This is a genomic window from Pelagimonas varians (assembly GCF_003208435.1).
Classification (GTDB): Bacteria; Pseudomonadota; Alphaproteobacteria; order Rhodobacterales; family Rhodobacteraceae; genus Pelagimonas; species Pelagimonas varians.
The window spans coordinates 322019-347350 of record NZ_QKMF01000002.1 but is presented as its reverse complement, the minus strand read 5'-3'; the positions used below and the strand labels follow the sequence as shown (position 1 = coordinate 347350).

The following is a 25332-nucleotide window of genomic DNA, read 5'->3' as shown; positions in this document are numbered from 1 at the left end:
GCAGCCCAATGACTGCATCTCGCGATTTCTTTTCACAGTCCCTTGCCGACAGTGACCCTGAACTATTTGGCTCGATCACCAACGAACTTGGTCGTCAGCGCGACGAGATCGAATTGATCGCCTCGGAAAACATCGTGTCCCGCGCGGTGATGGAGGCCCAAGGGTCCGTGATGACCAACAAATACGCCGAAGGCTATCCCGGCCGTCGCTATTATGGTGGTTGCCAATATGTAGACGTGGCAGAAAATCTGGCCATCGACCGTGCCAAACAGCTGTTTGGCTGCGACTTCGCCAATGTGCAGCCCAACTCGGGGTCGCAAGCCAACCAAGGTGTGTTCCAAGCGCTGATCCAGCCCGGTGACACCATTTTGGGCATGAGCCTAGATGCCGGTGGTCACTTGACCCACGGTGCGCGCCCCAACCAGTCGGGCAAGTGGTTCAATGCTGTTCAATACGGTGTGCGCCGTCAGGACAACACGCTGGACTACGATCAGGTCGAAGAGTTGGCGAAAGAGCATAAGCCAAAGATGATCATCGCCGGTGGCTCTGCCATTCCGCGCCAGATCGACTTTGCGCGCATGCGCGAAATCGCCGATATGGTTGGTGCCTACCTGCACGTTGATATGGCCCACTTTGCCGGTCTGGTTGCGGCGGGCGAACACCCCAGCCCCTTCCCGCACGCGCATGTGGCCACCACCACCACGCATAAAACATTGCGCGGCCCTCGTGGCGGCATGATCCTGACCAACGACGAAGCCATCGCCAAGAAAATCAACTCGGCGATCTTCCCCGGTATTCAGGGTGGTCCTTTGATGCATGTCATCGCGGCCAAGGCAGTTGCCTTTGGCGAAGCGCTGCGCCCCGAGTTCAAAGAATATGCCAAGCAGGTCATCGCGAACGCTCAAGCGCTGTCAGATCAGTTGATCAAAGGCGGTTTGGACACTGTGACCCATGGGACCGATACACATGTTGTGCTGGTTGATTTGCGTCCCAAGGGCGTGACCGGCAATATCGTCGACAAAGCCTTGGGCCGTGCGCATATCACCTGCAACAAAAATGGTGTGCCCTTTGACCCCGAAAAGCCAACTGTGACTTCGGGCATCCGCCTTGGGTCGCCCGCCGGCACCACACGCGGCTTTGGCGAGGCAGAGTTCCGCCAGATCGCGGATTGGATCATCGAAGTGGTCGATGGGATCGCCGCTAATGGCGCAGACGGCAATTCCGCCGTAGAGGAAAAGGTACGCGGCGAAGTGGCCGCCCTTTGCGCCAAGTTCCCGCTGTACCCAGATCTTTGATCGCTTGAGCATCTAAGTTTCGGGAGCACTTGATCCGCTGAACAGTACAATCAAAAACCGCGCCTGATATCAGGCGCGGTTTTCTATTTTCAAATGATGTCTTTGCGTTCAAAAATCGTGGGAAACCAATCTTCGCGCAGGCGCTGCCCCGGCTTCATGTCATGCCCTGGAAATGGCGGCGAAGTCGGCCCCGGCCGCTCAATGTACCTTGCGTCATCCCCCAGCAACCTCAGGGAAAAAGCCCGCCGCCGTGTGCTGGCCTCATTCCCGCGCGCTCCGTGCAAAATCCCGTAGTTGAACGCAACCGCATCGCCCGGTTCCATCTGCCATTCCTTGATGTCCATACCCTCTGCGTCGGGATCAGGGACGGGCATATATTCGTCCTCATTGGCATAAAAGCTGGTCTCGGCCAACCAGCGCGTCGGTAAAACCGGTTTGTCCCACGCATGACTGCCCGCGACGCAGCGCAGGCTGTTGTCATTCACAGGATCCATGGGCGACCAAAAACTGACGTTTTGAATACCATCCACAAAGTAATAAGGACCATCTTGATGCCATGGCGTTGCTTTGGATGTTCCGGGTTCTTTGACAAGAACATGGTCATGAAAGACCTGCACACGCTGTGACCCCATCAGGTCGGCAGCCACCTCAGCGGCGGGCGAAGTGCGGATCACCTCTTCGAACTCGGGGATACGCGTCCAGTTGCAATAGTCGTCAAAAAACCGCCCCGCCTCGCCCTCTTTCAGGTTCTCAGCCGCATAGGGGCCCGGCTTTGCCATATTGCGTTCAATTCCGCTGCGAATTGTGTCGATGTGGGACTTAAACAATCCTTTGATCAAAACAACGCCTTCAGTTTGAAAGGTGTCAATCTGGGCTTGTGTAACGAGTGGGTGCATCTGTGTATCCTTCGAATTCGGATGACTTTAGGCAGGCCCGTTCATAGGGTCCATTGCAATACACTCACAATATTTGCCCGCCCCTTGAAAAAATCTCATCCAATACCGACGAAACTTGTCGGCACCAACGTGTAACCTGTCAAAGAACAACAGGAGACCGTCATGCGAAGCCCGATCAACGCCCCCATTCTTGCCACTGCTTGTGTGATTGGCCTTGGGATTTTTGCCCAATCCGTCAGCACAGGCGAGCCTTACGAAGGCCCTCTTGTCAAAATGTGGAACGCCGCATTTCAAAGCGACCCGCTGGACACCGTTGCCCGCCCAAGCTTTGACCTGCACGGCCCCCAAAAGGATGAGGCCGGCCACTGGCTCTGACAGTGTCCCAAAATGGGGCAATGCGCTGGCTAGCTGCGTTTTAAAAACAAGGTGCCTTTTTTCGCAACTTCGGTGGACCATTGTTCGCAATGCGCATCAAACACGGTTTTGAAGCCGGCAATGTTGCTGCTTTCGTCCACGATCAAGACCCATCCGTTTGGGGCCACATGATCAATCAACCTACCCAAGGCTTTTAGACGTGGTCCCGCATCTAACATGTGCAGCGTTCGGTCGATCAGCAGAATGTCAAAATCACCTTCGGGCGTGAATTGTGTAATGTCTGCAACAATACCCGTGATTGCCAAGTTTTGCTTCTGCGCGCTGGCGGTCAGATCTGCAATTCCACTCGGGGACAAATCAACACCCACAACCCTATGACCAAGCTCTGCGATAAAAAGCGCATCCCGGCCCTGCCCACAGCCGACGTCGAGAACGCGCAATCCCTGCCCTAAGTCCCGCCTCGAAAAGAAATCGACAAACGTCTTGGTCGGATCGCCCAAGGCGTTCGGTGTGGTTTTGTAGAGGTCGTCGTAATTATAGGCCATGGTGCGACCATAGACTTCGGCTGCAAGAAAGCCAAAGGTCACACAGCCGCTATCGCAGCGGGGCCACTTCATTTACCACGCGACGAAATGCTCCACGGTATACGCTGGTATACTGTAGACGTTTCCCCTGCTATGCCCTAAGGAGAGCCCAGCAAACGAAAGGCAGAAATCATGTCGAAGAACACTCCAGATATCATTTATACTATCGTAGACGAAGCGCCCGAGCTGGCCTCGGCTTCGTTCCTGCCCATCATTCAAAGCTTTGCGGGGGCCGCTGGCGTATCCGTGGGCACCAAGGACATCTCGCTGGCAGCTCGAATCATCTCGACCTTCCCTGAGAACCTGACAGAAGAGCAGCGTCAGTCCGACGATCTGGCCGAACTTGGCAAGCTGGTGAAAACCGCCGAAGCCAACGTCATCAAACTGCCAAACATCTCGGCCTCCGTACCGCAGCTGGTTGCTGCCGTAGAAGAGCTTCAGGCGCAGGGCTACAAACTGCCCGATTATCCTGAAGAGCCCAAAACAGACGCAGAAAAAGCCGTTCGTGCACGTTACGACGCGATCAAAGGCTCTGCCGTGAACCCTGTGCTGCGCGAAGGCAACTCTGATCGCCGCGCCGCCAAGGCTGTTAAGAAATTCGCCCAAAACAACCCGCATTCGATGGGCAAATGGGCGTCTGAGAGCAAAACCAAAGTATCGTCGATGCCCGGCAATGATTTCTACGCAAACGAGAAATCCGCCACCATCACCGAGGCGCAAGCCGGCGACGCGAAAATTGAATTTGTTGCCAAAGACGGTTCTGTCACCGTTTTGAAAGACGGCTGGCCGCTGGAAACCGGCACAATTGCTGACGCGACATTTATGTCCGCCAAGGCCCTGGGCACCTTCCTTGCCGGCGCAATCGAAGACACCAAAGCCGATGGCACCATGTTCTCCTTGCACATGAAAGCCACAATGATGAAGGTCTCTGACCCGATCATCTTTGGCCACGCGGTCAAAGCATGGCTGGCCCCAGTGTTCGAAAAATTCGGCGCAGAGTTGGATGCATTGGGTGTGAACCCGAATTCCGGCATGGGTGACCTGCTGGAACGTGTTGCTGGCAACGCCGACATCATGGCCGCAATCGACGCCGTAACCGCCGATCGCCCTGCCATGTATATGGTCGACAGCGACAAAGGCATCACCAACCTGCACGTCCCGTCGGACGTTATCATCGACGCCTCGATGCCTGCGGTTATCCGCGCGGGCGGCAAAGGTTGGGACGCTGCTGGGAATAAAGGCGATACCAACTGTGTGATCCCCGATCGCTGCTACGCCACAATCTATGACGAATCGATCAACTTTTTCAAAGCCAACGGCGCGTTGGATGTGACCACCGCCGGTTCCGTCGCCAACGTCGGTCTGATGGCGCAAAAGGCCGAAGAATACGGCTCGCACCCAACCACCTTCGAAGCGGCTGCTGACGGCACCATCCGCGTTGTTCTGGCCAACGGTGAAACACTGCTGAGCCATGACGTCGAAGCAGGAGACATCTGGCGGTCTTGCACTGTCAAGCAGGCACCGATCGAAAACTGGATCCAGCTTGCGTTGGACCGTCAGCGCCTGACCGGTTCCGAAGCGATTTTCTGGTTGGACGCAAACCGCGCCCATGACGCCGAGCTGATCAAATACGTGCAGCCAGCTCTGGAAGCCGCCGGCGTTGCCGACAAATTCCAGACTATGGCCCCACGCGAAGCCACAGCCCAGTCTTTGAAGACAATCACCGCAGGGAATGACAGCATCGCCATCACCGGTAACGTGTTGCGCGACTACCTGACCGATCTGTTCCCCATTCTTGAGCTGGGCACATCGGCCAAAATGTTGTCGATTGTGAAGCTGATGAACGGTGGCGGCTTGTTCGAAACCGGTGCGGGCGGCTCAGCCCCCAAGCACGTTCAACAGTTGGTCGAAGAAAACCACCTGCGTTGGGACAGCATGGGCGAATTCTGCGCCTTGGGTGAAAGCCTCAACTTCCTTGCGGACAGCCGTGGCAATGCCAAAGCTGGCGTTTTGGGTGTAGCAGCCGAAGCCGCCACGCAGGGCATTCTTGACGACAATCGTTCGCCTTCGCGCAAAGTTGGTCAGCCTGACAACCGTGACAGCCACTACTGGTTTGCCCGCTATTGGGCCGAAGCCTTGGCCGCGCAGTCAGACGACGCTGATCTGGCAGCCCATTTTGCCCCAATCGCCAAAGCTCTGGCAGATGGCGAATCCGCGATCTTGGCCGAATTGGCGGCTGCTCAAGGTCCTGCGGCGGACATCGGTGGCTACTACCGCCCATCTGTAGCGAAAAAGGCCGAAGTTATGCGCCCCAGCGCCACGCTGAATGCAATCTTTGCCTAAACACCTGATTGGTTAGCCAAAAGAACCCGCCGCACGATTGTGTGGCGGGTTTTTCTTTATTGAAAAATATACCTTATTATTTCAATCAGGATTGACTCGATGGAATTCACCCCGCATATTGCCATCGTCAGCCAGCCCGTTAGGTCAGCCAGTCAACAAGCGACGCAGGAAGAAGTTGATGAAGTCACAAAGCCCGTTTTTCATCTTTTTGGCACTTCCACGTTTGCGCAATCTTGAAACCCTCTTCGATCTGATCGAGCATACCAGAGGCACTGATACATGACCTTGAATATCGCCCGCGAACTGGCAAACCAACCCGCACAACGCCTGCCGATTTATGACGCCAATTCCCTGACGGACGGCGGCAGTTTGGCCAACATCCAACTGGGTGAACAAGTTTACACCCTGCGCATAACCCGCGCTGGCAAGCTGATCTTGACCAAGTAGCCTGACGCAGATTTGTCGAAATTCAGGCTGACCGCTATACTGAAGGGATAAATCTTCGGAGGTCAGCTATGTTCCGTCGTTACTTTTTGATTTCGTCCCTGCTCGCAGTTGCGGCCTGCAGCGGACCGCAGGGCGCGTTTTCCCTTGCTCCAAATTCGACTTTGATTGTTGTGCGCCATGCCGATCGCGATGGCGACGATCTGAGTGCAAAAGGCAAAATTCGATCGCGTGATTTGGTTCATGCTTTGAATGGTATGCCCTTGGATGCGATTATTTCGCCCGGAATCAAACGCAATATGGATACCGCAGCGCCTTTGGCCACTGCGCGAAATCTACCCGTTCAAAACCTGCCCAGCGAAATGCCGACAAGCGGCTTGATCGCTGCCAGTGCTGGGCGCAGCGTTATTTGGATTGGCAACAAGGGTAATCTCAAAGCCATCTGGAAAGACTTGCGGCTCAGCAATCCGCCCCCGCTGGAATACGGCGATCTGCATATCATCCGCTCAGACGCGGGCGGCGCGGTAAGTATCGAGCGCCGCCACTTTGGGGGCTAACCCCTCATGTGCCCGTCGCAGCAGCCCTTTGCTTTCGCGCAAGGGGCGTTCCCTAGTTCCCTTTGCTACGCTATAACGGGCATCAACCGATTTCGTCGAATGTGGCCTAACATCAGCCCAGCGACCAGCCAAAGACGGAGCCAGCTATGGACGGGGACAAACAAGACATCATCCCAACCAACCTCAGATTGCTTTTGGTTCTAGAAGAAGTCGCGCGGGCGGGCGTTCCCGTCACCCCAACATCGGTGAACGAAAAAATCGGGTTACCCAAGCCTACCATTCACCGACTGTTTGCAACCCTTGAAGACGAGGGTTTTTTGCAGCGCGATTTGGACGGCCGGACCTATTCCCCCGGCCCACGCTTAAGGATCATGTCTGGCGGCATTTTGTCATCGCTGCGCATTCGAACGGCTCGTCAGGCAATTTTGGGAAAACTCAGCCAGCAGATTGGCGAAACCTGCAACATCGCCCTGCCCGACCGGCATGCGATGACCTATGTTGAACGGGTTGAAACGGAATGGCCATTGCGCATTCAGCTTCCTATCGGAACCCGGGTGCCCTTTTACTGCACCGCATCTGGTAAAATGTACCTAAGTTCGCTTACCCGCAATCACCTGCAACGATATCTTGGCGCGGCTGACCTTGCGGCCCGTACCGTAAACACGATCATCACCCCGGAAGAACTGATTTCTGAAATCACCCAAGTCCGAAAAAACGACTACTCATTGGACCGCGAAGAATTCATGGATGACATGATCGCAATTGCGGTGCCAGTCCGCGATGTGCATGGTCGGTTGATGGCCACTTTGTCGTTTCATGCACCGACCCAGCGATTTGACGTGCAACATGCAATGAGCTTCTTGCCACAAATGCAAGGGGCCGCATCCGAGCTTTCGGATTTGGTTTCCTGACTTTGACCGGTCGGTCAGATCACGTTTCCTGTTCCTAGGTGAAATCCGCTTGATCTTCGCGCCCAGCCCCTCGCAAATGCGCGGGTTGGCCTATGGCCATCACGGGCTTTGGTAAAGGGATACGGGCTGAATGACACTCTACGACCAGCTCTATTATGATGGATCTTGGCACGGGGCCAAAGGCGCGCGGCGCGATCTGGTCAATCCGGACACAGAACTGGTTTCTGGCATTTTGCAAATGGCCACCGATGAGGACTGCGCCAAGGCCGTTGCCTCCGCCCGCAAGGCGTTTGCCTCCGGCTGGGGCCGATCCAGTCTAGCTGACCGCAAGGCCGCTTTGCTGCGGATCATCAAACAGCTGGAAATGCGTGCAGATGCTTTGGCAGAATGCATCAGCAACGAAATCGGTGCCCCGATCGAGTTCGCCCGCACCGGCCAAGTGGCCGCTGGTTTGGCCCATTTACACGCGACGGTGACCGCTTTGGACAGCCTTTCCGACGACCACCCGCTGACAACGCATCCAGACCACCGGATACGCTATGAGCCTTTGGGCGTCGCGGCCCTGATCACCCCTTGGAACTGGCCCTTGAATCAAGTTGCACTAAAGCTGGCCGGAGCCTTGGCTGCGGGCTGCACCATGGTTCTCAAACCATCAGAGCTTGCCAGCAGAACGGCCTTGATCCTTGCCGAGGCGATGGATGCAGCGGATCTGCCAGCCGGTGTTTTCAATCTGATAACCGGAGACGGCGCTGTTGGTGCGAATCTGATTGCGCAGCCGGATGTGGATATCGTTTCCTTTACCGGATCAACCGCCACAGGACGGTTCATTGCCGCCGAAGCCGCTGAACGCATGACCCGGACCACGCTGGAACTGGGCGGGAAATCCGCCAATATCTTGTTCGAAGATTGCGATGTTCACACAGCCATACAGCAAGGGCTGGCACATTGTTTTCGCAATGCAGGACAGTCGTGCAATGCGGCTTCGCGGATGTTGGTGGCGCGGGAAATCTATGACGATGCCGTTCAACTGGCCGCGACCCTTGCTGCCAAAACACAAGTAAACAGGCCAGATCAATCTGGCGCACATATCGGCCCGCAAATCAGCGATGCCCAATACATCCGCGTGCAAAACTATATCGAAACCGGCCTTCACCAAGGTGCCAAACTGATTGCCGGCGGATCTGGCCGGCCAACACATCTGGCGCAGGGATACTACACCCAGCCGACGGTCTTTGCCGACGTCACACCCGAAATGACGCTGTTCCGTGAGGAGATCTTTGGGCCAGTCCTAACGATGACCCCCTTTGACAGCGAAGCAGAGGCAATCGCGCTGGCCAATGCATCGTCTTACGGGTTGGCAGGATTTATTCAAACCGCCGACCTTCAGCGGGCTGATCGGGTCGCACAGGCTTTGCGGGTGGGAATGGTACAGATCAACGGGCAAAGCCGCGAAGACGGGGCCCCATTTGGCGGACGTGGTTTGTCTGGCTATGGCCGCGAGGCCGGCATATGGGGCATTCGCGCCTTTCAAGACATCAAATCCATCAGTGGCGCGGCCCTAGCTTAAGGCCATTACTCAGCCACAAACACCGCTGTTTGCCAATCCGCGCAACGACTGGCCAAAGGCTTGTCCAGCGGAGCATCGGTGAAAAAGCTATCAATCTCGGCAAGGGACGCGATCCGTGCAGGTGCCGTTCGGGTGAATTTAGAACTATCTGCAACCAAAAAGGTCTTGCGTGATTGGCGCAAGATCGTCTGACTGACCCCGACTTCTTGAATATCAAAATCAAGTAAATCGCCATCTTGATCCAAAGCAGAGCAGCCGATCACAGCCAGATCCACTTTGAATTGTTCGATGGTCTTTGCGGCCAGATTGCCGACCAACCCACCATCCGTACGCCGCAGATTGCCGCCCGTCACCACAATTTCGCAACTCGAATGGCCTGCCAAAATATTGGCCACGTTCATATTATTTGTCACCACCATCAAATTTCGGTGCCCGTGCAGGGCATGGGCAACTGCCTCTGTGCTGGTGCCGATATTGAGAAAAAGAGAAATATTATCGGGGATCTGCTCGGCGCAGGCCCGTGCGATTGCGGCCTTGGATCCCGGATTCAAAACCCGTCGTTCTTCGTAACCGATATTCGTGGTGCCCGAGGGCAGAACCGCACCGCCATGCACACGTTCCAACTGGCCGCTATCCGCCAAATCGGTCAAATCGCGACGGATCGTTTGCAAGGTCACTCCGAAAAATGCCGCCAGACCGTCGACCGTGACTTTGCCTTCGCGGCGTGCCATTTCAAGAATTTCAGGGTGGCGTATCGTTTGAGACATCGGGTTATTCGTCCTCACACAGGGCGTTTAACGCATCAATCAACGCCTCGTGTTGTGCCTCGCCCAACCGATCGCGAAATCCATCCATAATCTCTGCGGCGACTTTGAAATTGCGATCAATGATGTCTTGGCCAGCCGGGGTAATCGCCAAATTCTGGCGGCGGCGATCTTCTTGATCCTGGTCACGGGTGAGCAGCCCTTTTTCAGTCATCGCCCGCACAATCCGGGTCAGGCTCGGCAGCAAGAGGCAAGCGCGCTCGGACACCTCTGTCGCATCCATGGAACCGTTTTCGGACAGCACCCGCAAGACCCGCCATTGTTGCTCGGTGATCCCCTCTTCGGCCAGCATTTTGCGGATCGGGGCCATGATATGCTCGCGCGCCCGTATCAATGAGATCGGAAGCGAGCGAGAGGTAAGAGGAAGTGTTGGTCTGCCGGTCATATATATTGCCATAGTCTTGTTGCAGGCAACCTAGTTCGGTTTCATTAGTAATGGAAGGGATTGCCGCAATACGCAAAAATTGCCCGGCGCTCTGCGACTTTGCCCCAATACCCATGATGCGAACCGAAGCCCCCCGAGGCGTAACTAATTGGTTGACGGTCCAACAAAAGGGCGCCCCTATAAGGTGCCTGTACTGATGAGGGTCTATATGACAATTGCATATCTCAAGTCCCAGAAAACCGTGGATGTGAACGGTATGCTGGCGCAGTTGGCTGCCCGCCTTTTGGACGATGGGCTGCGTGTTGTAGGAACCACTCAAACCAACACGCCGCGCACGGATACGCATAAATGTGATATGGATGTGCGGGTTTTGCCAGACGGCGACATCATTCGCATTTCGCAAAATCTTGGCCCAAAGTCGCGTGGATGCCAATTGGACCCCGACGCCTTGGAACACGCGGTCGCGGCAACCTTGGCCCGTTTGGATGGTGCAGATTTGTTGATCGTCAACAAGTTCGGCAAGCACGAAGCCGATGGCCGCGGATTTCGCGAGGTAATCGCGGCGGCAATCGACAAAGGTGTTCCGGTTCTGGTTGGCACAAACGGTTTGAACCTAGACGCGTTTTTGGAATTTACCGCCGGTGCGGCGGAGTGCCTGACACCAGATCTTGGCGATTTGGTGACTTGGGCCAAGGCGCTGAAACAAGCTGCCTAAAGCGACCTTAGGCCCGACCTTCGCCCTGGTCGATCAACCCCTGCACCCAATGCGCGGTTAGGTAGTTTGCCGGAATTCCAAGAGGGATCGCAAGAAATAACGCAGTCATGGGCGACATCGCAGTTACTCCAATCGCTTGGAACAACAAGAACAGCATAAACAGGTTAATCGCAACGGCCCCGGCAACAAAGGGATACAAGATGAGCTTGAGCTTCAAGCTTGTTTTGCGAATGCGCATCATGACACGGCCTCTTTTTGGCTGGCTTGCGTGGCCTTGAGGGCCGCAGCGATAATCTGTGCGGTTCCCGGCCAATCGATAAAGGACGCCAGCACGGGGCCAGCGAAATCTGCCTCCTCCAGCGCCTCGGGAACATCATCCAACATATGTCCGGCCACCAAGGCAAAAAACGGCAGGCAAATCGCCTGTCCCAAACCTTTTGCCGCCGGTTTCAGCCAGGGTTCTTGCTCGACGAACCCTGTTCTAATCTCTTTGAAACCAAACCGGTTTTGCAAAGTTTTGGCAAAATCACTTGCCGCATCCGCGCTGCGTTTCGACACAGCAGACCCATGGGCGGCAACCAATAACGACGTGTCTTCTGGCTGCCAGGATTGGCCTTGCAAACAGATGCGTAGCTGCGTTTCAACCAAATCCAGCAAGGCTGGATCAACCCCAAAGGGCCGCATCGGAGTCAAGCCATAAGGTTCTAGCCTTTTTGGTAAAATCCGACCCGTGAAATACCCTTGCGCCATAAAATAGGGATAAACCAATGGGCCATCCATTGCGTCCAACACCTGCTCCAGCTTTTCGGGGGCTGCCAAGGTTGCGCTGCGTACGTCCCAGCCCGGCAACAAAGTACCAACCTGCACTGCCAGCTCCGCCAGCGCGGCTTCCTGCGTTTCAGCATCAGACGGGCTGCCATGGGTCACGATCAGGGCTGATTGGGTCATTGCGGTTCTCGTCAGTAAGGGGTCTTGTGACGATATAGGCCCTCGGTCCGGCGCATCAACGCAATTTGCCGCCCCAAGGTTCCTTGAGGGCGGCATTTTTTGTTTTTTTGATACTGCACCGGTCATAGAAACTGATGTTTGGGATCGTGGCGCTTTCCGCGAAACGGCGTCACAACCACCCCGTCGCCAAAACCTTCTGCAATCCCGACCTCTTGGTTTGACATATAGCATGCGGGATCTTCGGCCCAAGGATCGCCGGTCACTTGCAGTGCGCGAATTCGGGTATTGCCCCCGCACACCTGTTTAAAGGCGCATTCTCCGCAGCGGCCTTTAAGCGGGCGTGGACGTTGGCGCAGCGTTGCCAGCATCGGATCGTCACCGGTCCACAGCTGGGTAAACGGTGTCGATTTGACATTGCCGATGGTATAATCCGACCAATAAGTATCAGGGTGTACACGGCCCAGAGGATCAATATTGGCGACGCCAAGACCCGAGGAATTGCCGCCCCATGCCTCAAGGTGGCTTTGAACATGCGCCGCCTCTGCTTCGCTGAAATTCTCTTGCACCCATTTTAGGAAATACACCGCATCGGCGTCATTGTTGCCGGTGACCAACTCAAGCGGCTTGCCGCTTTGAATCGCGTCCCATCCACGCTGGATCAGGGTGTCCATCGCCTTGCGGGTGCGCAGATGTTCGGTGTCGTCGCCGCGATGCTTGTCGCCACGGCCAGCATAGACAAGATGCGACAGATAGAATTTATCCACCCCTTCAGCGTCACACAGATCCAGCATATCGTCGAGCATATGTGCGCTGTCTTCGGTGATCGTGAAGCGCAAGCCCACCTTGATGCCGCGTTTTTTGCATTCGCGAATGCCGTTCAACGCTTCGGCATATGCGCCCTCTTGGCCGCGAAACCAATCGTTGAAATCCTGAACACCGTCGATGGAAATCCCGACGTAGTCAAAGTTGAGGTCAGCGACCTGCGCCACAGCATCCCCTGACAGTTTGGTGCCGTTCGTCGACAAGGCCAGATAGCGGAAATCCAGCTCGCGGGCGCGTTTGGCCAGATCAAAGAAATCAAAGCGCGACAGAGGCTCTCCGCCAGACATAATCAGGGCTGGAATTTTAAAGTCATTCAGATCATCCAGCACACCCATCGCCTGCTCATGGCTCAACTCACCGGGAAAGGCGACATCAGCGGATGTTGTATAGCAATGGCGGCACTTCAGATTACAGCGGCGGGTCATATTCCAGATCACCACCGGTTTGACCCCGCCAGCACCACGGCGCACACGCACCGGCGTCGGGGATTTCAGCTGATGCATATATTGAGAAAGGCGGAACATTGGTCAGCGTCCTTTGGTCAGGCGCATCCCGGTCTTCTTCAAGATGCGTGTGGAATATAGAATATCATTGGACCGGCAAGCATCGCCCAAAATGGCAACAACCTCAGCGCGGTGATCTTCGACCTCATCGCGGGTCGATCCATGCAGCATTGCAAACAGGTTATAGGGCCATTCAGGCAGCGCCCGCGGCCGTAAATAGCAATGGCTGACGAACTCAAGCGCACCAACCAGCGCGCCCAGTTCTTCGGAAACACCATCTTCGACGTCCCAGACCGACATGCCATTGGCCACCATGCCCAGCGCATAGTGGTTGGGGGCGACGGCGATCCGGCGGATCACCCCACGGTCCATCATCGCCTTGATACGGCCGACAACTTCGGCCTCGTCCAAGCCTAGCCAAACGGCGACCTCGGCATAGGGCTGCGCGGTCAGCGGCAGCCCGCCTTGCGTGGCGGTTAGGATTTTGCGGTCGATGCTGTCAATCGTCATGCCGAGACCTTAAAGCCGATGAAGAATTCTTTGAGCTTCGGAAAGCGCTTAACCTGTATGCCGGTTTCGGCCTCAATCCGGTCCGCCACTTCGTTTATGCCGCTCGGCTGGTCACAGGCCAGCACGAACCACATATTGAGGTGGTGAACACGTTCATAATTGTGCGCCACTTCTTTGTGGGCATTGACCAAAGTCATGACTTCTTCGAATCTTTCGGCCGGAACCGCCATCGCACACAGGCTAAAGGCCCCGCCCATGGCGGCAGCATCAATGAACGGTCCAAAACGGGTGATCGCACCGATTTCCCGCAAAGACGCCAGACGCTTTAAAACATCTGCCTCATCGGTTCCCAATGCTTCACCGACTTCTGCAAAGGGCCGGTTGGACAGCGGAAACCCGTCTTGCAGCAGGTTGATCAACTGGCGGTCAATGGCGTCAAGCGCATCATCGGCAAGTGGTTTACGGCGCATCAAGCAGCCCTTTCACGGTTGTTTTCAAGCACGGCACCGGTTTGTTTGAAACACCGCACCGAAAAGAGCGGTTCGTGCTCGATGCCTGCCATCTCGGGCAGCGCGGATGCAGCGTGCAAAATCTCTGCGGCTTCGCACCGCGACCGTGCATGGATCATTGAATACAGGTTGTAGTCCCAGACGCCGTCCACGGTGATCCGCTCATAGCAAAGCGTCACCCCCGGATGCTGCGCCAAGGCCTCTCCAGCGGCAAGGATTTGGTCCTGAGGAACCTTCCAAACCACCATTGCGTTGGATGACCACCCTACTGAGCGGTGCCGGACAATCACCCCGACACGGGTCAAGATACCGGCGGTAAACAGGGTCTGAATACGGTCAATAACTGTGGCCTCATCCAAACCCAGTCTTGTGCCCAGTGCCGCGTAAGGGCGGGCCACCAAGGGCATACCTTGTGACATCGCGTGCAGCAGGGGGCGATCAGCTTCGCCTAGTGCCGACAGATCAGGCTCTCCGCGCCGCGGCGTCCGTTTGCGGGCACCGGACAGGCGAAATCCAAGGTCGATGTTAAAGGGTCTGCGCAATCGTAGGTCCAGCACATCCAATCCGGTGTCGCGCCGAATATCATCCAAACTGGTCTCAAGCGCCTCCGTGTTCGGAGCCGTGGCTACAAACCAAAGGTTCCAATCGTGTTCTCGCAAATAGGAATGGTTGACCCCGCCCTCATGCCCGACACGGGCAGCAACTTCGGCAATGCGGTCCTCGGGGATCGCCATCGCCGCCAAAGTTGATGCACCCGCTGTATTTGGGCGCACCGTGGCCCCGACCCGCGAAATGCGGCCTTCGGCTTGTAAGGTTTCCAAGCGCGAAATCACGTCTGCTTCGGTCAGACGCAGCGCGTCAGCCAAAACGCAAAACGGTCGGGATACCAATGGGAAATCGCGTTGAAATTCATCCAGCAACCGCTGGTCGATCGGATCCAAGTGCGTGATCATGTCGAAACCCGCCATGCTGAAAGTGGAGAACAGGAAAAAGTGTCAGGCATAGGCCATCACCTTTTCGGTGGCTGCGGCCCCCAAGGCCGCTTCGGCGCCCAAAGACACGACATGGCCGATAACAAACAGCACCGGCGCGTCGGCCTCAAAACCCTGCGCTGATGTCGAAATCCGGCTCAGGTCGGAAAACACATGCCGTTGTCTGGGGGTTGTTGCCGCTGAAACCGCCATGACCGGCAGGGACGATGCCATGCCATGACGGATCAGCTGTGACGCGATTTTAGCGATATTCATCGCGCCCATGTAAATAACCAAGGTTGTGTCTTCATTGGCAAGGCTCGCCCAATCCAAGTCCAACGCAGCGTTTCCAGCGCGATGTCCGGTGACATAGCGCACACCAAAGGCGCATCCGCGATGGGTTAGCGGCACACCGGTCGCCGCTGCCGCCCCCTGCGCAGACGTAATGCCGGGGATATATTCAAACGAAACGCCAGCCTTGTGGAGCGCGCTGGCCTCTTCACTGCCGCGGCCAAAGATCATCGGCTCTCCGCCTTTCAGGCGGGCGACCGTCAACCCAAACCCGGCAAGCTCGACCAGCAACGTATTGATGTCTTCTTGTGGCAACTTGTGGTTGCCCGGTGCTTTACCGACATCAATGCAGCGCGTCGCCTGTGGTACCAATTCGATAATTTCCGGCGATACCAACCGATCAAAAACGACAACATCCGCAGTTTGGATGACCCGCATAGCTTTTCGCGTCAGAAATTCAGGATCCCCCGGACCGGCCCCGACCAGCAGGACTTTGCCCTTGTTCGCCGTTGCCTTCGTCAGCTGGATGTCATCTGTCATAGCTGGATCTTTCACAAACATAGCGTGGCTAAAGGGCTGCAAATGCCCGGTTGGATCAAAGGTGCTACGCTGCCAGATCAAAGGGCCGGTTGCGCAAAGGCAAATCCGGCACCGTGATCATGAATCTTGCGCATCCTCCAAGTGATTCAACTTTGCCGACATCGTGATCGCGGCTCCTTGACTTTGGTCAAAGAAAAATTCCGTCCAACAATCGAAGGTGAGGACACGCACCAAATTGCGAACACCAGATGGTGCCAACCGGCAGAGATCTTATGCAAAAACCTCACAATTCCAATAAATTAAACTCCTTCCTTTCGAAAACGCGGGCAACGTGGCGCGTTTTTGTGGATGCCACGACTGCCCAGCCAGTCCAGCAAAGACAGCTGGTTCCAGCGCGGGCACCAAGGCCACATTCAAACCGTTCTCTATGCCCTGTGAGAAGATCGAAAACATGGAAATAAGCGGTTTGAAACGGCTGCTGTCCGCCGGTTACCGAGTCTTCTTTTTGCTGGCGGGTGTCTTTGCAATGCTGGCAATTTTGGTCTGGGACATCTGGCAAGCCAGCAACGGCGGCTTTGATTTGCCAGTCGCCCAAGCCCCGCATCTTTGGCATGCACATGAGATGATATTTGGCTATGGGTCCGCAGCCGTTGCTGGATTTTTGCTGACTGCGGCCCCCAGCTGGTCCAAATCCGGCCCTGAACCTTGGACCTTTTTTGCCGCGAGCTCCGGTCTTTGGCTTGCTGGACGTCTGGTGATGTTCTGGTCAGGGGCCTTGCCCGTGGGATTGGTCGCGCTGATTGACCTGCTGTTCTTGCCCATTTTGGCCGGACGCATCTTGCAAACGTTGCTCAAGCGCCCGAAACCCCAGCAATTGATCTTATTGGTCGCGATCATGATCTTTTGGTCCGGCAATCTGTTGGTGCATCTGGAATGGACCGGTGTCACCCAAGACACGGCCAGCCAAGGTCTTCGCGGTGGATTGCTTGCCCTTTGCGGTTTGATTATGATTCTGGGTGGCCGCGTCACACCGGCGTTCACCACCAATGCCATGCGGCGAACGGGCCGCGATACTGACCTACCCCTTAACCCGCCCCTACTCGCTGCTCTCTCTATTGCTCCGGCGCTGGCAGTACCTGTCGGATTGCTGGCAGGTGCCCCGACATGGATGGTCGGGATCGCTGGCCTAGTTGCCGGGATCGCAGGTTTAGCCCGTGTCGCACAGTGGCGCGGCGGCTGGACGCTGAACCAGCCAATCTTGTGGGTCTTGCACTTGTCCTATGCGGTCAATGCTGTCGGGTTCATCTTGCTTGGCCTTGCAGGCTTCGACGTCTTTTCCGATGTTGCCGCTTTGCATGTCTTGGGAATTGGCGGCGTTGGCGGCATGACTTTGGCTGTGATGTCGCGGGCGGCTTTGGGTCACTCGGGCCGGGCGTTGATCGCCCCGAGACTGCTCGTGATTGCCTATACCATGGTGCCATTGGCGGCTTTGATCCGACTGGTCGCCACACTGGTTCCGCAGATATATGCAGTTGGCGTTTTGGCGTCGGGCGCACTTTGGGTACTGGCATTTGGGTTGTTCACCATAGCACTGTGGCCCGTTTTTTGGGGTGAACGTGTCCGAAAAACGCCAGTTGCACCGCCGCCCGCAGCGCCAAGCTAAATCGGGAAAAAATCGACGAAGGGCGGGTCCGGGATCCGCCTTTTCGCACGCCACATGGTGAATTTGATGTTTTTCAAGGGCAAATCCCGATTAACTGCAAATCCGATCAATCCGATTGACTATTGTTAAGGAACGACTCGCCCCTCCCGTCGATGGTGCAAAGACCAGAAAACTCAAGGGAAGGATAAGCGCGATGCGCGAAGTCATGACCAAGAGCATGGCCCGCAATATCTTCTACGGTGGGTCACTGTTCTTTATTCTCATATTCCTGGCCCTTTCGGCCCACTCTCATCGATATATCGTCACCACCTCCACCAATGAAGCGACGCTGACCGACAGCGTAAGGCTGGGCAAGCATGTTTGGGAAAAACACGCCTGCATCAACTGTCACACGCTTTTGGGTGAAGGAGCTTATTTCGCACCGGAATTGGTTAACGTGATGGATCGTTGGGGCGTGGAGGATGCCGAAGAAGGCTATGAAACACTACGCAACTGGATGGAGGCCATGCCCACGGGCATCGAAGGTCGCCGTCAAATGCCCAGCTTTGACCTAACCGAAGAAGAATACCGCGGTCTCGCGGATTTCTTGCTGTGGTCCCAGACAATCGACGCCCAAGACTGGCCGCCGAACGAAGCCGGGTAAGGAGACAGGGACATGAAATACAAAACTCAACGAATTGCCTTTGCCTATTTCGTCGTTGCCATGGCGTTGTTCGCCGTTCAGGTAACGATGGGTCTGGTGCTGGGCTGGATCTATGTAGACGGGAACTTCCTGTCTGAATTGATCCCATTCAACATTGGCCGCATGTTGCACACCAACTCGCTTGTCGTGTGGCTGCTGACCGGTTTCTTTGGTGCTGCTTACTTCCTTGTGCCAGAAGAATCCGAACAGGAAATCCACTCCGAAAAGCTGGCATACCTCCAGCTCGCGATCCTCGTTTTGGGAACCGCCGGCGTGGTTGTGACCTATCTGTTCAACCTCTTCGAAGGCAACTTTTTGCTGGGCAAAGAGGGCCGCGAATTCCTTGAACAGCCAAAGTGGGTCAAAGCCGGTATCGTCGTGGCTGCGCTGATCTTCCTCTACAACATCTCGATGACGGTGTTGAAAGGTAAGAAAACCGCGATCACCAACATCTTGCTATTGGGCCTGTGGGGCATTGCCTTGCTGTTCCTCTTCAGCTTCTACAACCCTGACAACCTCGCACTGGATAAAATGTACTGGTGGTATGTTGTACACCTGTGGGTCGAAGGCACTTGGGAACTTGTGATGGCGTCCATCCTTGCGTTCTTGATGTTGAAACTGACCGGTGTGGACCGTGAAGTTGTTGAAAAGTGGCTTTACGTTATCGCAGCTTTAGCCCTGTTCTCAGGTATCCTTGGCACCGGTCACCACTACTTCTGGATCGGCACCCCCGGGTATTGGCAGTGGATCGGTTCGATCTTCAGTTCGCTCGAAATCGTACCCTTCTTTGGCATGATGGCCTTCGCCTTTGTCATGGTCTGGAAAGGCCGCCGCGACCATCCGAACAAGGCAGCGCTGCTTTGGTCACTTGGATGTGCAACACTGGCGTTCTTTGGTGCCGGGGTCTGGGGCTTCTTGCATACGCTGCACGGAGTGAACTTTTACACACACGGCACGCAGATCACGGCAGCCCACGGTCACCTTGCGTTCTTTGGAGCCTATGTCGCGCTGAACCTGGCGATCATCTCCTACGCAATGCCGATTTTGCGCGGACGTGATCCATTCAACCAAGTGCTGAACATGGTTTCTTTCTGGCTGATGGCTGGCGGCATGACCTTCATGACCTTCACCCTGACCTTTGCCGGAACTGTTCAAACGCACCTACAGCGTGTGAACGGCGAAGCCTTCATGGATGTCCAGGAACAGCTTTGGATCTTCTATGTGATGCGCTTCGGATCGGGCATCGCAGTTGTTCTGGGCGCGGTTCTCTTCATCTACGCGGTGATGAAACCACGCAAGGAAATCATCGAAGCCGGTGCCGTTGGCACTCCTGCCGAATAACTTTGGCTGAAAGATTGATGGAATGACCACTATGGATGGAAATCTAAACACTCTGGAGGGGGCGGCAAATGCCCCCTTCTACCTTCCCACTGGCGATGAATGTGAAATGTTCACAGCTGCCAGTCAGAATAATTTGCCGGTCCTGCTGAAAGGTCCGACAGGCTGCGGAAAAACCCGTTTTGTGGCCCATATGGCCGCCAAGCTGAACCGCAAGCTGTATACCGTGGCCTGCCACGATGACCTGTCTGCCTCTGACCTGATTGGTCGCTACCTGCTCAAGGGCGGCGAAACGATCTGGGTGGATGGCCCCCTCACCCGCGCCGTGCGCGAAGGTGCAATCTGCTATCTCGACGAAGTCGTCGAGGCCCGTAAAGACGTAACCGTGGTTCTACACCCGCTGACCGATGACCGGCGCATTTTGCCGCTGGACCGGACCGGCGAAGAGATCGAGGCCACAGATGGCTTCATGCTCGTGGCCAGCTACAACCCCGGTTACCAAAACATCCTGAAGACGCTGAAACCTTCGACGCGGCAACGCTTCGTTTCGATGGAATTCGACTTCCCCACACCTGCCTTCGAGATCCCTGTTGTGGTTCGCGAATCCGGTCTGGACGAAGAACGCGTCAAACCCCTTGTCCGTCTGGCCAACAAGCTGCGCGATCTCAAGGGGCAGGACCTCGAGGAAGGCGTTTCAACCCGTCTGGTGATCTATGCGGCAACGCTGATCGCCCAAGGCATGCCGGTTGAACGCGCTATCTTGGCCGCAATGATCGAACCGCTGTCTGACGACGCGGACGTGAAACGTGGGCTCCTCGATCTTGTCACTGCAATTTTCGGGTGAGGCCTGTGGTGACAAAGATCGAAATTGAGCCATGGGAACCCGAAGAAACTGTCGGGAAGCTGTGGCACAATTATGCCAGTCGTTTGGACGCACCTGTTGTCCACGAAGGAGCCCGCGTCGACCTTTCTGAGGTTGGCGGGCGGCTGGCAGTCTTATTTCGTGGTTTGGGGGGCGATCCATCTGTCGAACTCAAACCCGTCGGTGATGAGGTGTCTCATCACCGGCTCTCGTTGCGCCGTAAACTGGGGACATGGGCCGAAGCCGTCCCGCGTGCCAGTTTTGACGGCATGGCGCTGCGGATGCCGGAATCACTTGCGGTGTTCCCCGCGCGCGAAGCAAACGCAGCCCTCTATTTGTGGCTGGCTGCAGCAGCGGTCGGCGCGTCCCAAGTAACGCTGCCAGCTGAGGATGATGATCCTTTGCGCGCCGATATGGCTGGCCTTCGCGCCGCCAGGCAAACTGTCGACGCGGCTCTGGAACTGGCTCCGGGATATCGGAAACTCTACCGTGACCTGTGCGATGCCACGCTGTTCTTGCGCCGCACGCCAACCTTGCCCCCCGCTGAGGCCGCAATCGAAGCCTTGATCCGGCATTTTTTGGGGACCGACGAGCCATTAAACGACCGCGCAACGGCCATGCTGGCGTCGATAGACGCGGGCGACTTTGCCGATTGGCGCGCACCGCGCGGATACCTGCCGTTTCGCCCCATCGCTCTTTGGCCTGATCTGAGGCACTCGGACAGGTCGGAATCCATGACGGTAGAAAACCCCGAAACCGACGGCGAAACCGAACAAGGCGATTCCGAAGAAGGCCGCGCCCGCAAGGCCCGCCGCCGCAAGGCTGACCAGATTGACCGGCCCGACAGCTTTATTTTGCACAAGTTCGAAGCGATCCTGAGTTTCACCGAGTTCTTGAACATCAACCGCCGCGTTGAAGATGACGACAACGACGACGCCAAAAAAGCGGCTGACGACCAAGAAGAAATCGGGCTGGGCCAAATCAAAGAGGCCCCTGCCACCCGTCTCAAATTGCATCTTGATCTGGCCCCCGAAGACGTCGACCGCGAAATGCTGTCCGCCGTCACCACCTATCCGGAATGGGATTGCCGGACCAATTCCTACATGCGCAATCATTGCCGTGTGTTGGCGTCCCCTGCCGAAGCGGGCGATGTGGATGTCTTTACCCATGATCCGCGCGCGCAGGCACGCATCCGCGCCGTGCGCCGCCAATTCGAAGCGCTGCGCCCCGGCCGCGTGTCCAGCCAAGGCCATCCTGACGGTGATGAGCTGAACACCGAACGCGCTGTGCGCGCCCATGTCGAATTCCTTGCCACCGGCGTGTCGGATGACAGAGTATGGAACCAGACCCGCGCTGAAAAACGCGATCTGGCCGTATCGATCCTGCTCGATGTGTCCCGATCAACCGAATCTTCGATCCCCGGCCACGGCCACGACGGACGGCGGGTGATTGACGTCGAACGCGAAGCCCTGGCTGCCTTTGCATGGGGGCTTGATGCCTGCGGCGACGATTTTGCAGTCAACGCCTTTTCATCGCTGAAACGCGACCGCGTCTACTTTCAAAACGCCAAGAGCTTTGACGAACAGATGACCAAACAGGTCGAAGGCCGGATCGGAGCGCTGCAACCGGGGTTCTACACCCGTCTTGGGGCTGCGATGCGTCATGCCTCCAAGGAACTTGGCAACCAGCCGCGCAAGCGTAGATTGCTACTGGTGATCACCGATGGCAAACCCAACGATCTAGACCATTACGAAGGCCGACACGGCATCGAAGACAGCCGGATGGCGGTCCAGGAAGCCCGCCGCGCCGGTCATGCCGTCTATGGTATTGCCGTGGACCGTGATGGCAAAAGCTGGTTCCCCCGCATCTTTGGAAAAGGCGGTTATTCCCTGATCCCTGAACCTGATAAACTGCTCTACGCCCTGCCCAAAATCTACCGAGAGTTGGTCGGCGCGGGATGAAGGATGCGACCAAGCAAACACCGGCAGAGGGCATTGATGCCCTGCCCGGTGATTTGATGATGTGGATTTTGATTGTGTCCGAACTGCTGGTTTTTGGCGCGGGCCTTGCTGCCTTTATGGGCGTGCGGTTAACCGATCCCGCAGGCTTTTCCGAAGCGCAAACACATCTAAACGCCACCACTGCGGGGATCAACACCGTCGTGCTGGTGACGTCTGGCTGGCTCGCTGCGCTGGCGGTGCAGGCCTCGGAAATGGGGAATATTTTACGCACCCGATTGTTCTTGGCTGCGGCCAGCATTCTGGGCGTAGTGTTTTTGGTCATCAAAGGCGCAGAATATGCCGACAAATCCGCCCAAGGCATTGATTTTGAAACCCATAGCTTCTTTTTGTTCTACTATATGCTGACCGGTTTCCATGCGATGCATGTGATCGCAGGCATTGTTATCCTTGCGCTTGTCAGCTGGAAAGTCACACCGCGCAACACCGAAGTCGGGGCCGCATTCTGGCACATGGTTGATCTGGTTTGGGTGCTGCTCTTCCCGATTATGTACCTGCTGTAAGGATCCGCGCATGTCTGTAACCAATGCATGGCTTACCCTCATTGCCCTTTCAATCGGCAGCACGATTCTGGCGCATTTTGGTGCGGCGGGCATCTTTGCCAGCCTAGCCATTTTGACTTTGGCTTGGATCAAGGCACAGGTCATCTTGCGTGTCTATCTTGGGCTGCAAAATGCCCCAAGCTGGGGACGCGGGTTTGGCATGGTTCTGGCGATCTATATGATTGGCATTATGGGACTGGCCGTCGCGGCAAGCTAACACGCAGGAGACCGTTTTGGGCTGGATCGAATTTGCGCTGGCGATGGCGCTGTTTATGGCGTCGCACCGGATACCCTCTGCTTTGGGCGTCAAAGACATTTTGATCCAAAAACTGGGAGCGCGCGGCTATACCACCGTGTTTTCTATCACCTCGACGTTTTTGCTGCTTTGGGTGATCTGGGCCGCGGGCCGTGCACCTGTTGTGCCGCTTTGGGACCAGACACAGACCGCGCGGTGGGCAGTCAATTTGGTTATGCCAGTGGTCATCGCATTAACAACGTTCGGTGTCGCCGCGCCAAATCCCTTTGCTTTTGAAGGCCGCGCCGCAGGATTTGATCCCGATCACCCCGGAATTGCGGGCGTGACCCGCCAGCCTCTGTTATGGGCGCTGGCCCTGTGGTCTGGCGTGCACCTATGGGCAAACGGAGACCTTGCGCATGTGATCTTGTTTGGCACCTTTGCGGTGTTTTCAGGTATAGGAATGAAACTGGTCGAACGGCGGCGTGCCCGCCTGATGGGGCAAGACTGGTCCGCACTTACAGCGCATACCGGACTGGTCCCATTTTCGGCATTGATTACAGGGAAATGGCAGCCCAAAGGCCTGCCTTCCCTGCCCCGACTGGCCATCGCCGTCATCGCTTGGGCTGGGATATTCTATTTGCACGAGGGGGTGATTGGGGTAATCCCCAATCCCTGACCCTTGGTCCTAGTCGCGAAACATTCCGGCAAAAGGTTCTGGCAAATCAAATTCTGCAAGCGCCCGCGCCCGGCCTTCGGCAGACATTTTCGCGGCGGTTCGTTCAACAATACGCGGCAAAGCTTCGGGTTTCAGCGAGTCCGCAAAAGGCGAGAAATACCATTTGAGGAAAACGAAACAGATCACATCCTCAAGCGCTTGTACCTCGGCGTCTTGCTTGATGCCTTCTTTGCGCAGCATCACACCAACGCGGGTCTGCGCCTCTTCGTTGTAACCGGCCTCAGCCATAAGACCAGCAACACGTTCACCGTGCCGGCGGCCTTGTTCCTTGCGCCACGCATAATATCCGGCGCGCCCTTCAGGGAAATCCTTGCGCGGCAACTTCCACCGTTCAACATGCTGGCCGCGCGCCGCTATTTTCAACACATCCGAAGCATCCGGAAACAGGCGGTCCATCTCCGCACTCATCCGTTCGCCATAAAGAAGCGCTTCGGGGCGGCCTTCTTCCATATTCGGATCGGCTTTGTTGGCACCGTCAACCAGTGCTATCGCTTTGTTCAAATCACCGTTCATTTTTGCCCCCAGGCATTGGCCGGATCTTCTTCGGCATAGGCGCGCAACGCTTCTACGTCTTCGATTTCAGCCTTGTTTTGTTTTATTTTCACGCCGTGCGCTTTCAAAGCGCCAAAGGCCCGGCTTAGGCTTTCGGGTTTCATCCCCAAACGTCCCGCTATCAGCACTTTGTCATAGGGCAGTGTCACTCCGCAAACCCCATCGTCACATTTCGCCAACTCTAACAAAAACTCTGCTACACGTTGCGCACCTGTCCGGGCCTTCAGTGCCTCGACCTGCGCCACAAGGCTGTGAAGATGCGCATAGGTTGCTGTCAAAATCGACACGGCCACATCGGGATCGGATCGTATCAGGTGCAAGAAATTATCTGCTTCAATCCGCATAAGCCTGCAATGGGTCACCGCTTCGGCCGAGACGGGATAGGTATCATGGCGAAAGGCCACTGCCTCTCCGAAGCTGCGGCCCTTGGTAAAAACCCCAACGACGGCTTCCGACCCATTGCGCGCGATGCGGTACAACTTTACCCAACCGTCCAGCACAATGTAAATTGCATTCGCGCGTTCGCCTTGTAAAAACAGCGTCGAACCGCGATCGAACTCACGGACCTGCGCCCGTTGCAACAATGTGTTTTGCGCCCCGGGTGACAAGCCTCCAATCAACAAGGAAGAGGACGCGATTGCGATGTCTTCGGGTCTCATTTCGTGTCCATCCAGATTGAAGTGTTAGCGCTTAGGTATTACTGATCCTCGC

The 25332-nt window shown here is 56.1% G+C and carries 30 protein-coding genes; 17 read left to right on the top strand and 13 right to left on the bottom strand.

The genetic code is table 11. The features are described from left to right. Window positions 1-8 precede the first annotated feature (8 nt). Window positions 9-1295, top strand: a complete 1287-nt coding sequence (gene glyA / locus C8N36_RS04165; RefSeq protein ID WP_097803351.1) for a serine hydroxymethyltransferase — start codon at window positions 9-11, stop codon at window positions 1293-1295. An 89-nt stretch (window positions 1296-1384) separates the two neighbouring features. Here glyA and C8N36_RS04160 read toward each other — a convergent pair whose 3' ends face one another. Then, window positions 1385-2191: a phytanoyl-CoA dioxygenase family protein gene (locus C8N36_RS04160; protein ID WP_097803350.1), complete on the bottom strand. Its 807-nt coding sequence runs from the start codon at window positions 2189-2191 to the stop codon at window positions 1385-1387. A 162-nt stretch (window positions 2192-2353) separates the two neighbouring features. Between C8N36_RS04160 and C8N36_RS04155 the strand changes: the two genes are divergently transcribed. Beyond that, window positions 2354-2566: a hypothetical protein gene (locus tag C8N36_RS04155; RefSeq protein ID WP_097803349.1), complete on the top strand. Its 213-nt coding sequence runs from the start codon at window positions 2354-2356 to the stop codon at window positions 2564-2566. 29 nt (window positions 2567-2595) lie between these two features. On the opposite strand, the gene C8N36_RS04150 is transcribed toward C8N36_RS04155, so the two are convergent. Beyond that, the gene (locus tag C8N36_RS04150; RefSeq protein WP_097803348.1) at window positions 2596-3183 is read right to left on the bottom strand and encodes a class I SAM-dependent methyltransferase; all 588 of its coding nucleotides are present in this window, start codon (window positions 3181-3183) and stop codon (window positions 2596-2598) included. Window positions 3184-3282: 99 nt separating this feature from the next. Between C8N36_RS04150 and C8N36_RS04145 the strand changes: the two genes are divergently transcribed. The 6 genes from C8N36_RS04145 to C8N36_RS04125 all read left to right on the top strand — a co-directional run bounded on the left by C8N36_RS04145 (window position 3283) and on the right by C8N36_RS04125 (window position 8972). Continuing rightward, window positions 3283-5493: an NADP-dependent isocitrate dehydrogenase gene (locus tag C8N36_RS04145; RefSeq protein ID WP_097803347.1), complete on the top strand. Its 2211-nt coding sequence runs from the start codon at window positions 3283-3285 to the stop codon at window positions 5491-5493. Between the two features lie 99 nt (window positions 5494-5592). After that, window positions 5593-5730, top strand: a complete 138-nt coding sequence (locus C8N36_RS24095; RefSeq protein ID WP_170125794.1) for a hypothetical protein — start codon at window positions 5593-5595, stop codon at window positions 5728-5730. A 42-nt stretch (window positions 5731-5772) separates the two neighbouring features. Beyond that, window positions 5773-5940 carry a hemin uptake protein HemP gene (gene hemP / locus C8N36_RS04140; protein WP_097803346.1) on the top strand — a complete coding sequence of 56 codons (168 nt, stop codon included), beginning with the start codon at window positions 5773-5775 and terminating at the stop codon, window positions 5938-5940. A gap of 68 nt (window positions 5941-6008) precedes the next feature. Then, a complete protein-coding gene (locus C8N36_RS04135; RefSeq protein ID WP_097803345.1) occupies window positions 6009-6494 on the top strand; it encodes a histidine phosphatase family protein in 486 nt (161 codons plus the stop codon). Window positions 6495-6640: 146 nt separating this feature from the next. Beyond that, window positions 6641-7405 (top strand): IclR family transcriptional regulator, encoded by a 765-nt coding sequence (locus C8N36_RS04130; RefSeq protein WP_097803344.1) that lies wholly within the window; start codon window positions 6641-6643, stop codon window positions 7403-7405. Window positions 7406-7535: 130 nt separating this feature from the next. Beyond that, a complete protein-coding gene (locus C8N36_RS04125; protein WP_097803343.1) occupies window positions 7536-8972 on the top strand; it encodes an aldehyde dehydrogenase family protein in 1437 nt (478 codons plus the stop codon). A gap of 5 nt (window positions 8973-8977) precedes the next feature. Here the strand turns inward: C8N36_RS04125 and C8N36_RS04120 are convergent, their stop codons facing one another. After that, on the bottom strand, window positions 8978-9739 hold the full coding sequence (locus tag C8N36_RS04120; RefSeq protein WP_097803342.1) for a DeoR/GlpR family DNA-binding transcription regulator: 762 nt from the start codon (window positions 9737-9739) through the stop codon (window positions 8978-8980). A gap of 4 nt (window positions 9740-9743) precedes the next feature. Beyond that, a complete protein-coding gene (hpaR, locus tag C8N36_RS04115; RefSeq protein ID WP_097803341.1) occupies window positions 9744-10181 on the bottom strand; it encodes a homoprotocatechuate degradation operon regulator HpaR in 438 nt (145 codons plus the stop codon). A gap of 208 nt (window positions 10182-10389) precedes the next feature. Here hpaR and C8N36_RS04110 point away from each other — a divergent pair, with 208 nt between their 5' ends. Beyond that, on the top strand, window positions 10390-10896 hold the full coding sequence (locus C8N36_RS04110; protein WP_097803340.1) for a DUF2478 domain-containing protein: 507 nt from the start codon (window positions 10390-10392) through the stop codon (window positions 10894-10896). Window positions 10897-10903: 7 nt separating this feature from the next. Here C8N36_RS04110 and C8N36_RS04105 read toward each other — a convergent pair whose 3' ends face one another. From C8N36_RS04105 to cobA, 7 genes are all read right to left on the bottom strand, one after another. Then, on the bottom strand, window positions 10904-11137 hold the full coding sequence (locus tag C8N36_RS04105) for a hypothetical protein (RefSeq protein ID WP_245910717.1): 234 nt from the start codon (window positions 11135-11137) through the stop codon (window positions 10904-10906). Next, on the bottom strand, window positions 11134-11844 hold the full coding sequence (locus C8N36_RS04100) for a CbiX/SirB N-terminal domain-containing protein (RefSeq protein WP_097803338.1): 711 nt from the start codon (window positions 11842-11844) through the stop codon (window positions 11134-11136). The genes C8N36_RS04105 and C8N36_RS04100 overlap by 4 nt, the downstream gene beginning before the upstream one ends. 122 nt (window positions 11845-11966) lie before the next feature. Continuing rightward, window positions 11967-13190: a heme d1 biosynthesis radical SAM protein NirJ gene (gene nirJ, locus C8N36_RS04095; RefSeq protein WP_097803337.1), complete on the bottom strand. Its 1224-nt coding sequence runs from the start codon at window positions 13188-13190 to the stop codon at window positions 11967-11969. Window positions 13191-13193: 3 nt separating this feature from the next. Beyond that, window positions 13194-13679: a siroheme decarboxylase subunit beta gene (gene ahbB, locus C8N36_RS04090; protein ID WP_097803336.1), complete on the bottom strand. Its 486-nt coding sequence runs from the start codon at window positions 13677-13679 to the stop codon at window positions 13194-13196. Next, window positions 13676-14149 (bottom strand): Lrp/AsnC family transcriptional regulator, encoded by a 474-nt coding sequence (locus C8N36_RS04085; RefSeq protein ID WP_097803335.1) that lies wholly within the window; start codon window positions 14147-14149, stop codon window positions 13676-13678. Before C8N36_RS04085 ends, ahbB (C8N36_RS04090) begins: the two co-directional genes overlap by 4 nt. After that, window positions 14149-15141 carry a siroheme decarboxylase subunit beta gene (gene ahbB, locus C8N36_RS04080; protein WP_097803417.1) on the bottom strand — a complete coding sequence of 331 codons (993 nt, stop codon included), beginning with the start codon at window positions 15139-15141 and terminating at the stop codon, window positions 14149-14151. The genes C8N36_RS04085 and ahbB (C8N36_RS04080) overlap by 1 nt, the downstream gene beginning before the upstream one ends. A 42-nt stretch (window positions 15142-15183) precedes the next feature. Then, a complete protein-coding gene (cobA, locus tag C8N36_RS04075; protein ID WP_176527065.1) occupies window positions 15184-15990 on the bottom strand; it encodes a uroporphyrinogen-III C-methyltransferase in 807 nt (268 codons plus the stop codon). A gap of 451 nt (window positions 15991-16441) precedes the next feature. On the opposite strand from cobA, the gene C8N36_RS04065 reads away from it, so the two are divergent. The 8 genes from C8N36_RS04065 (at window position 16442) to C8N36_RS04030 (ending at window position 24009) form a co-directional block, all read left to right on the top strand. Further along, a complete protein-coding gene (locus C8N36_RS04065) occupies window positions 16442-17653 on the top strand; it encodes an NnrS family protein (protein ID WP_097803416.1) in 1212 nt (403 codons plus the stop codon). Between the two features lie 193 nt (window positions 17654-17846). Continuing rightward, window positions 17847-18296 carry a c-type cytochrome gene (locus C8N36_RS04060; RefSeq protein ID WP_097803333.1) on the top strand — a complete coding sequence of 150 codons (450 nt, stop codon included), beginning with the start codon at window positions 17847-17849 and terminating at the stop codon, window positions 18294-18296. Between the two features lie 12 nt (window positions 18297-18308). After that, window positions 18309-19676, top strand: coding sequence for a cbb3-type cytochrome c oxidase subunit I (locus C8N36_RS04055; protein ID WP_097803332.1), 1368 nt, complete (start codon window positions 18309-18311; stop codon window positions 19674-19676). Between the two features lie 31 nt (window positions 19677-19707). Beyond that, window positions 19708-20517, top strand: a complete 810-nt coding sequence (locus C8N36_RS04050) for a CbbQ/NirQ/NorQ/GpvN family protein (protein WP_097803331.1) — start codon at window positions 19708-19710, stop codon at window positions 20515-20517. An 8-nt stretch (window positions 20518-20525) separates the two neighbouring features. Further along, a complete protein-coding gene (locus tag C8N36_RS04045; RefSeq protein ID WP_097803415.1) occupies window positions 20526-22496 on the top strand; it encodes a nitric oxide reductase activation protein NorD in 1971 nt (656 codons plus the stop codon). Continuing rightward, window positions 22493-23056 (top strand): cytochrome c oxidase subunit 3, encoded by a 564-nt coding sequence (locus C8N36_RS04040; protein WP_245910716.1) that lies wholly within the window; start codon window positions 22493-22495, stop codon window positions 23054-23056. The genes C8N36_RS04045 and C8N36_RS04040 overlap by 4 nt, the downstream gene beginning before the upstream one ends. 10 nt (window positions 23057-23066) lie before the next feature. Next, window positions 23067-23312 (top strand): cytochrome C oxidase subunit IV family protein, encoded by a 246-nt coding sequence (locus C8N36_RS04035; protein ID WP_097803330.1) that lies wholly within the window; start codon window positions 23067-23069, stop codon window positions 23310-23312. Between the two features lie 16 nt (window positions 23313-23328). Continuing rightward, window positions 23329-24009, top strand: a complete 681-nt coding sequence (locus C8N36_RS04030; protein WP_097803329.1) for an NnrU family protein — start codon at window positions 23329-23331, stop codon at window positions 24007-24009. 9 nt (window positions 24010-24018) lie between these two features. On the opposite strand, the gene C8N36_RS04025 is transcribed toward C8N36_RS04030, so the two are convergent. Next, window positions 24019-24582 (bottom strand): DUF4202 domain-containing protein, encoded by a 564-nt coding sequence (locus C8N36_RS04025; protein WP_097803328.1) that lies wholly within the window; start codon window positions 24580-24582, stop codon window positions 24019-24021. Further along, the gene (locus C8N36_RS04020) at window positions 24579-25280 is read right to left on the bottom strand and encodes a Crp/Fnr family transcriptional regulator (protein ID WP_097803327.1); all 702 of its coding nucleotides are present in this window, start codon (window positions 25278-25280) and stop codon (window positions 24579-24581) included. Before C8N36_RS04020 ends, C8N36_RS04025 begins: the two co-directional genes overlap by 4 nt. Between the last annotated feature and the right edge of the window lie 52 nt (window positions 25281-25332).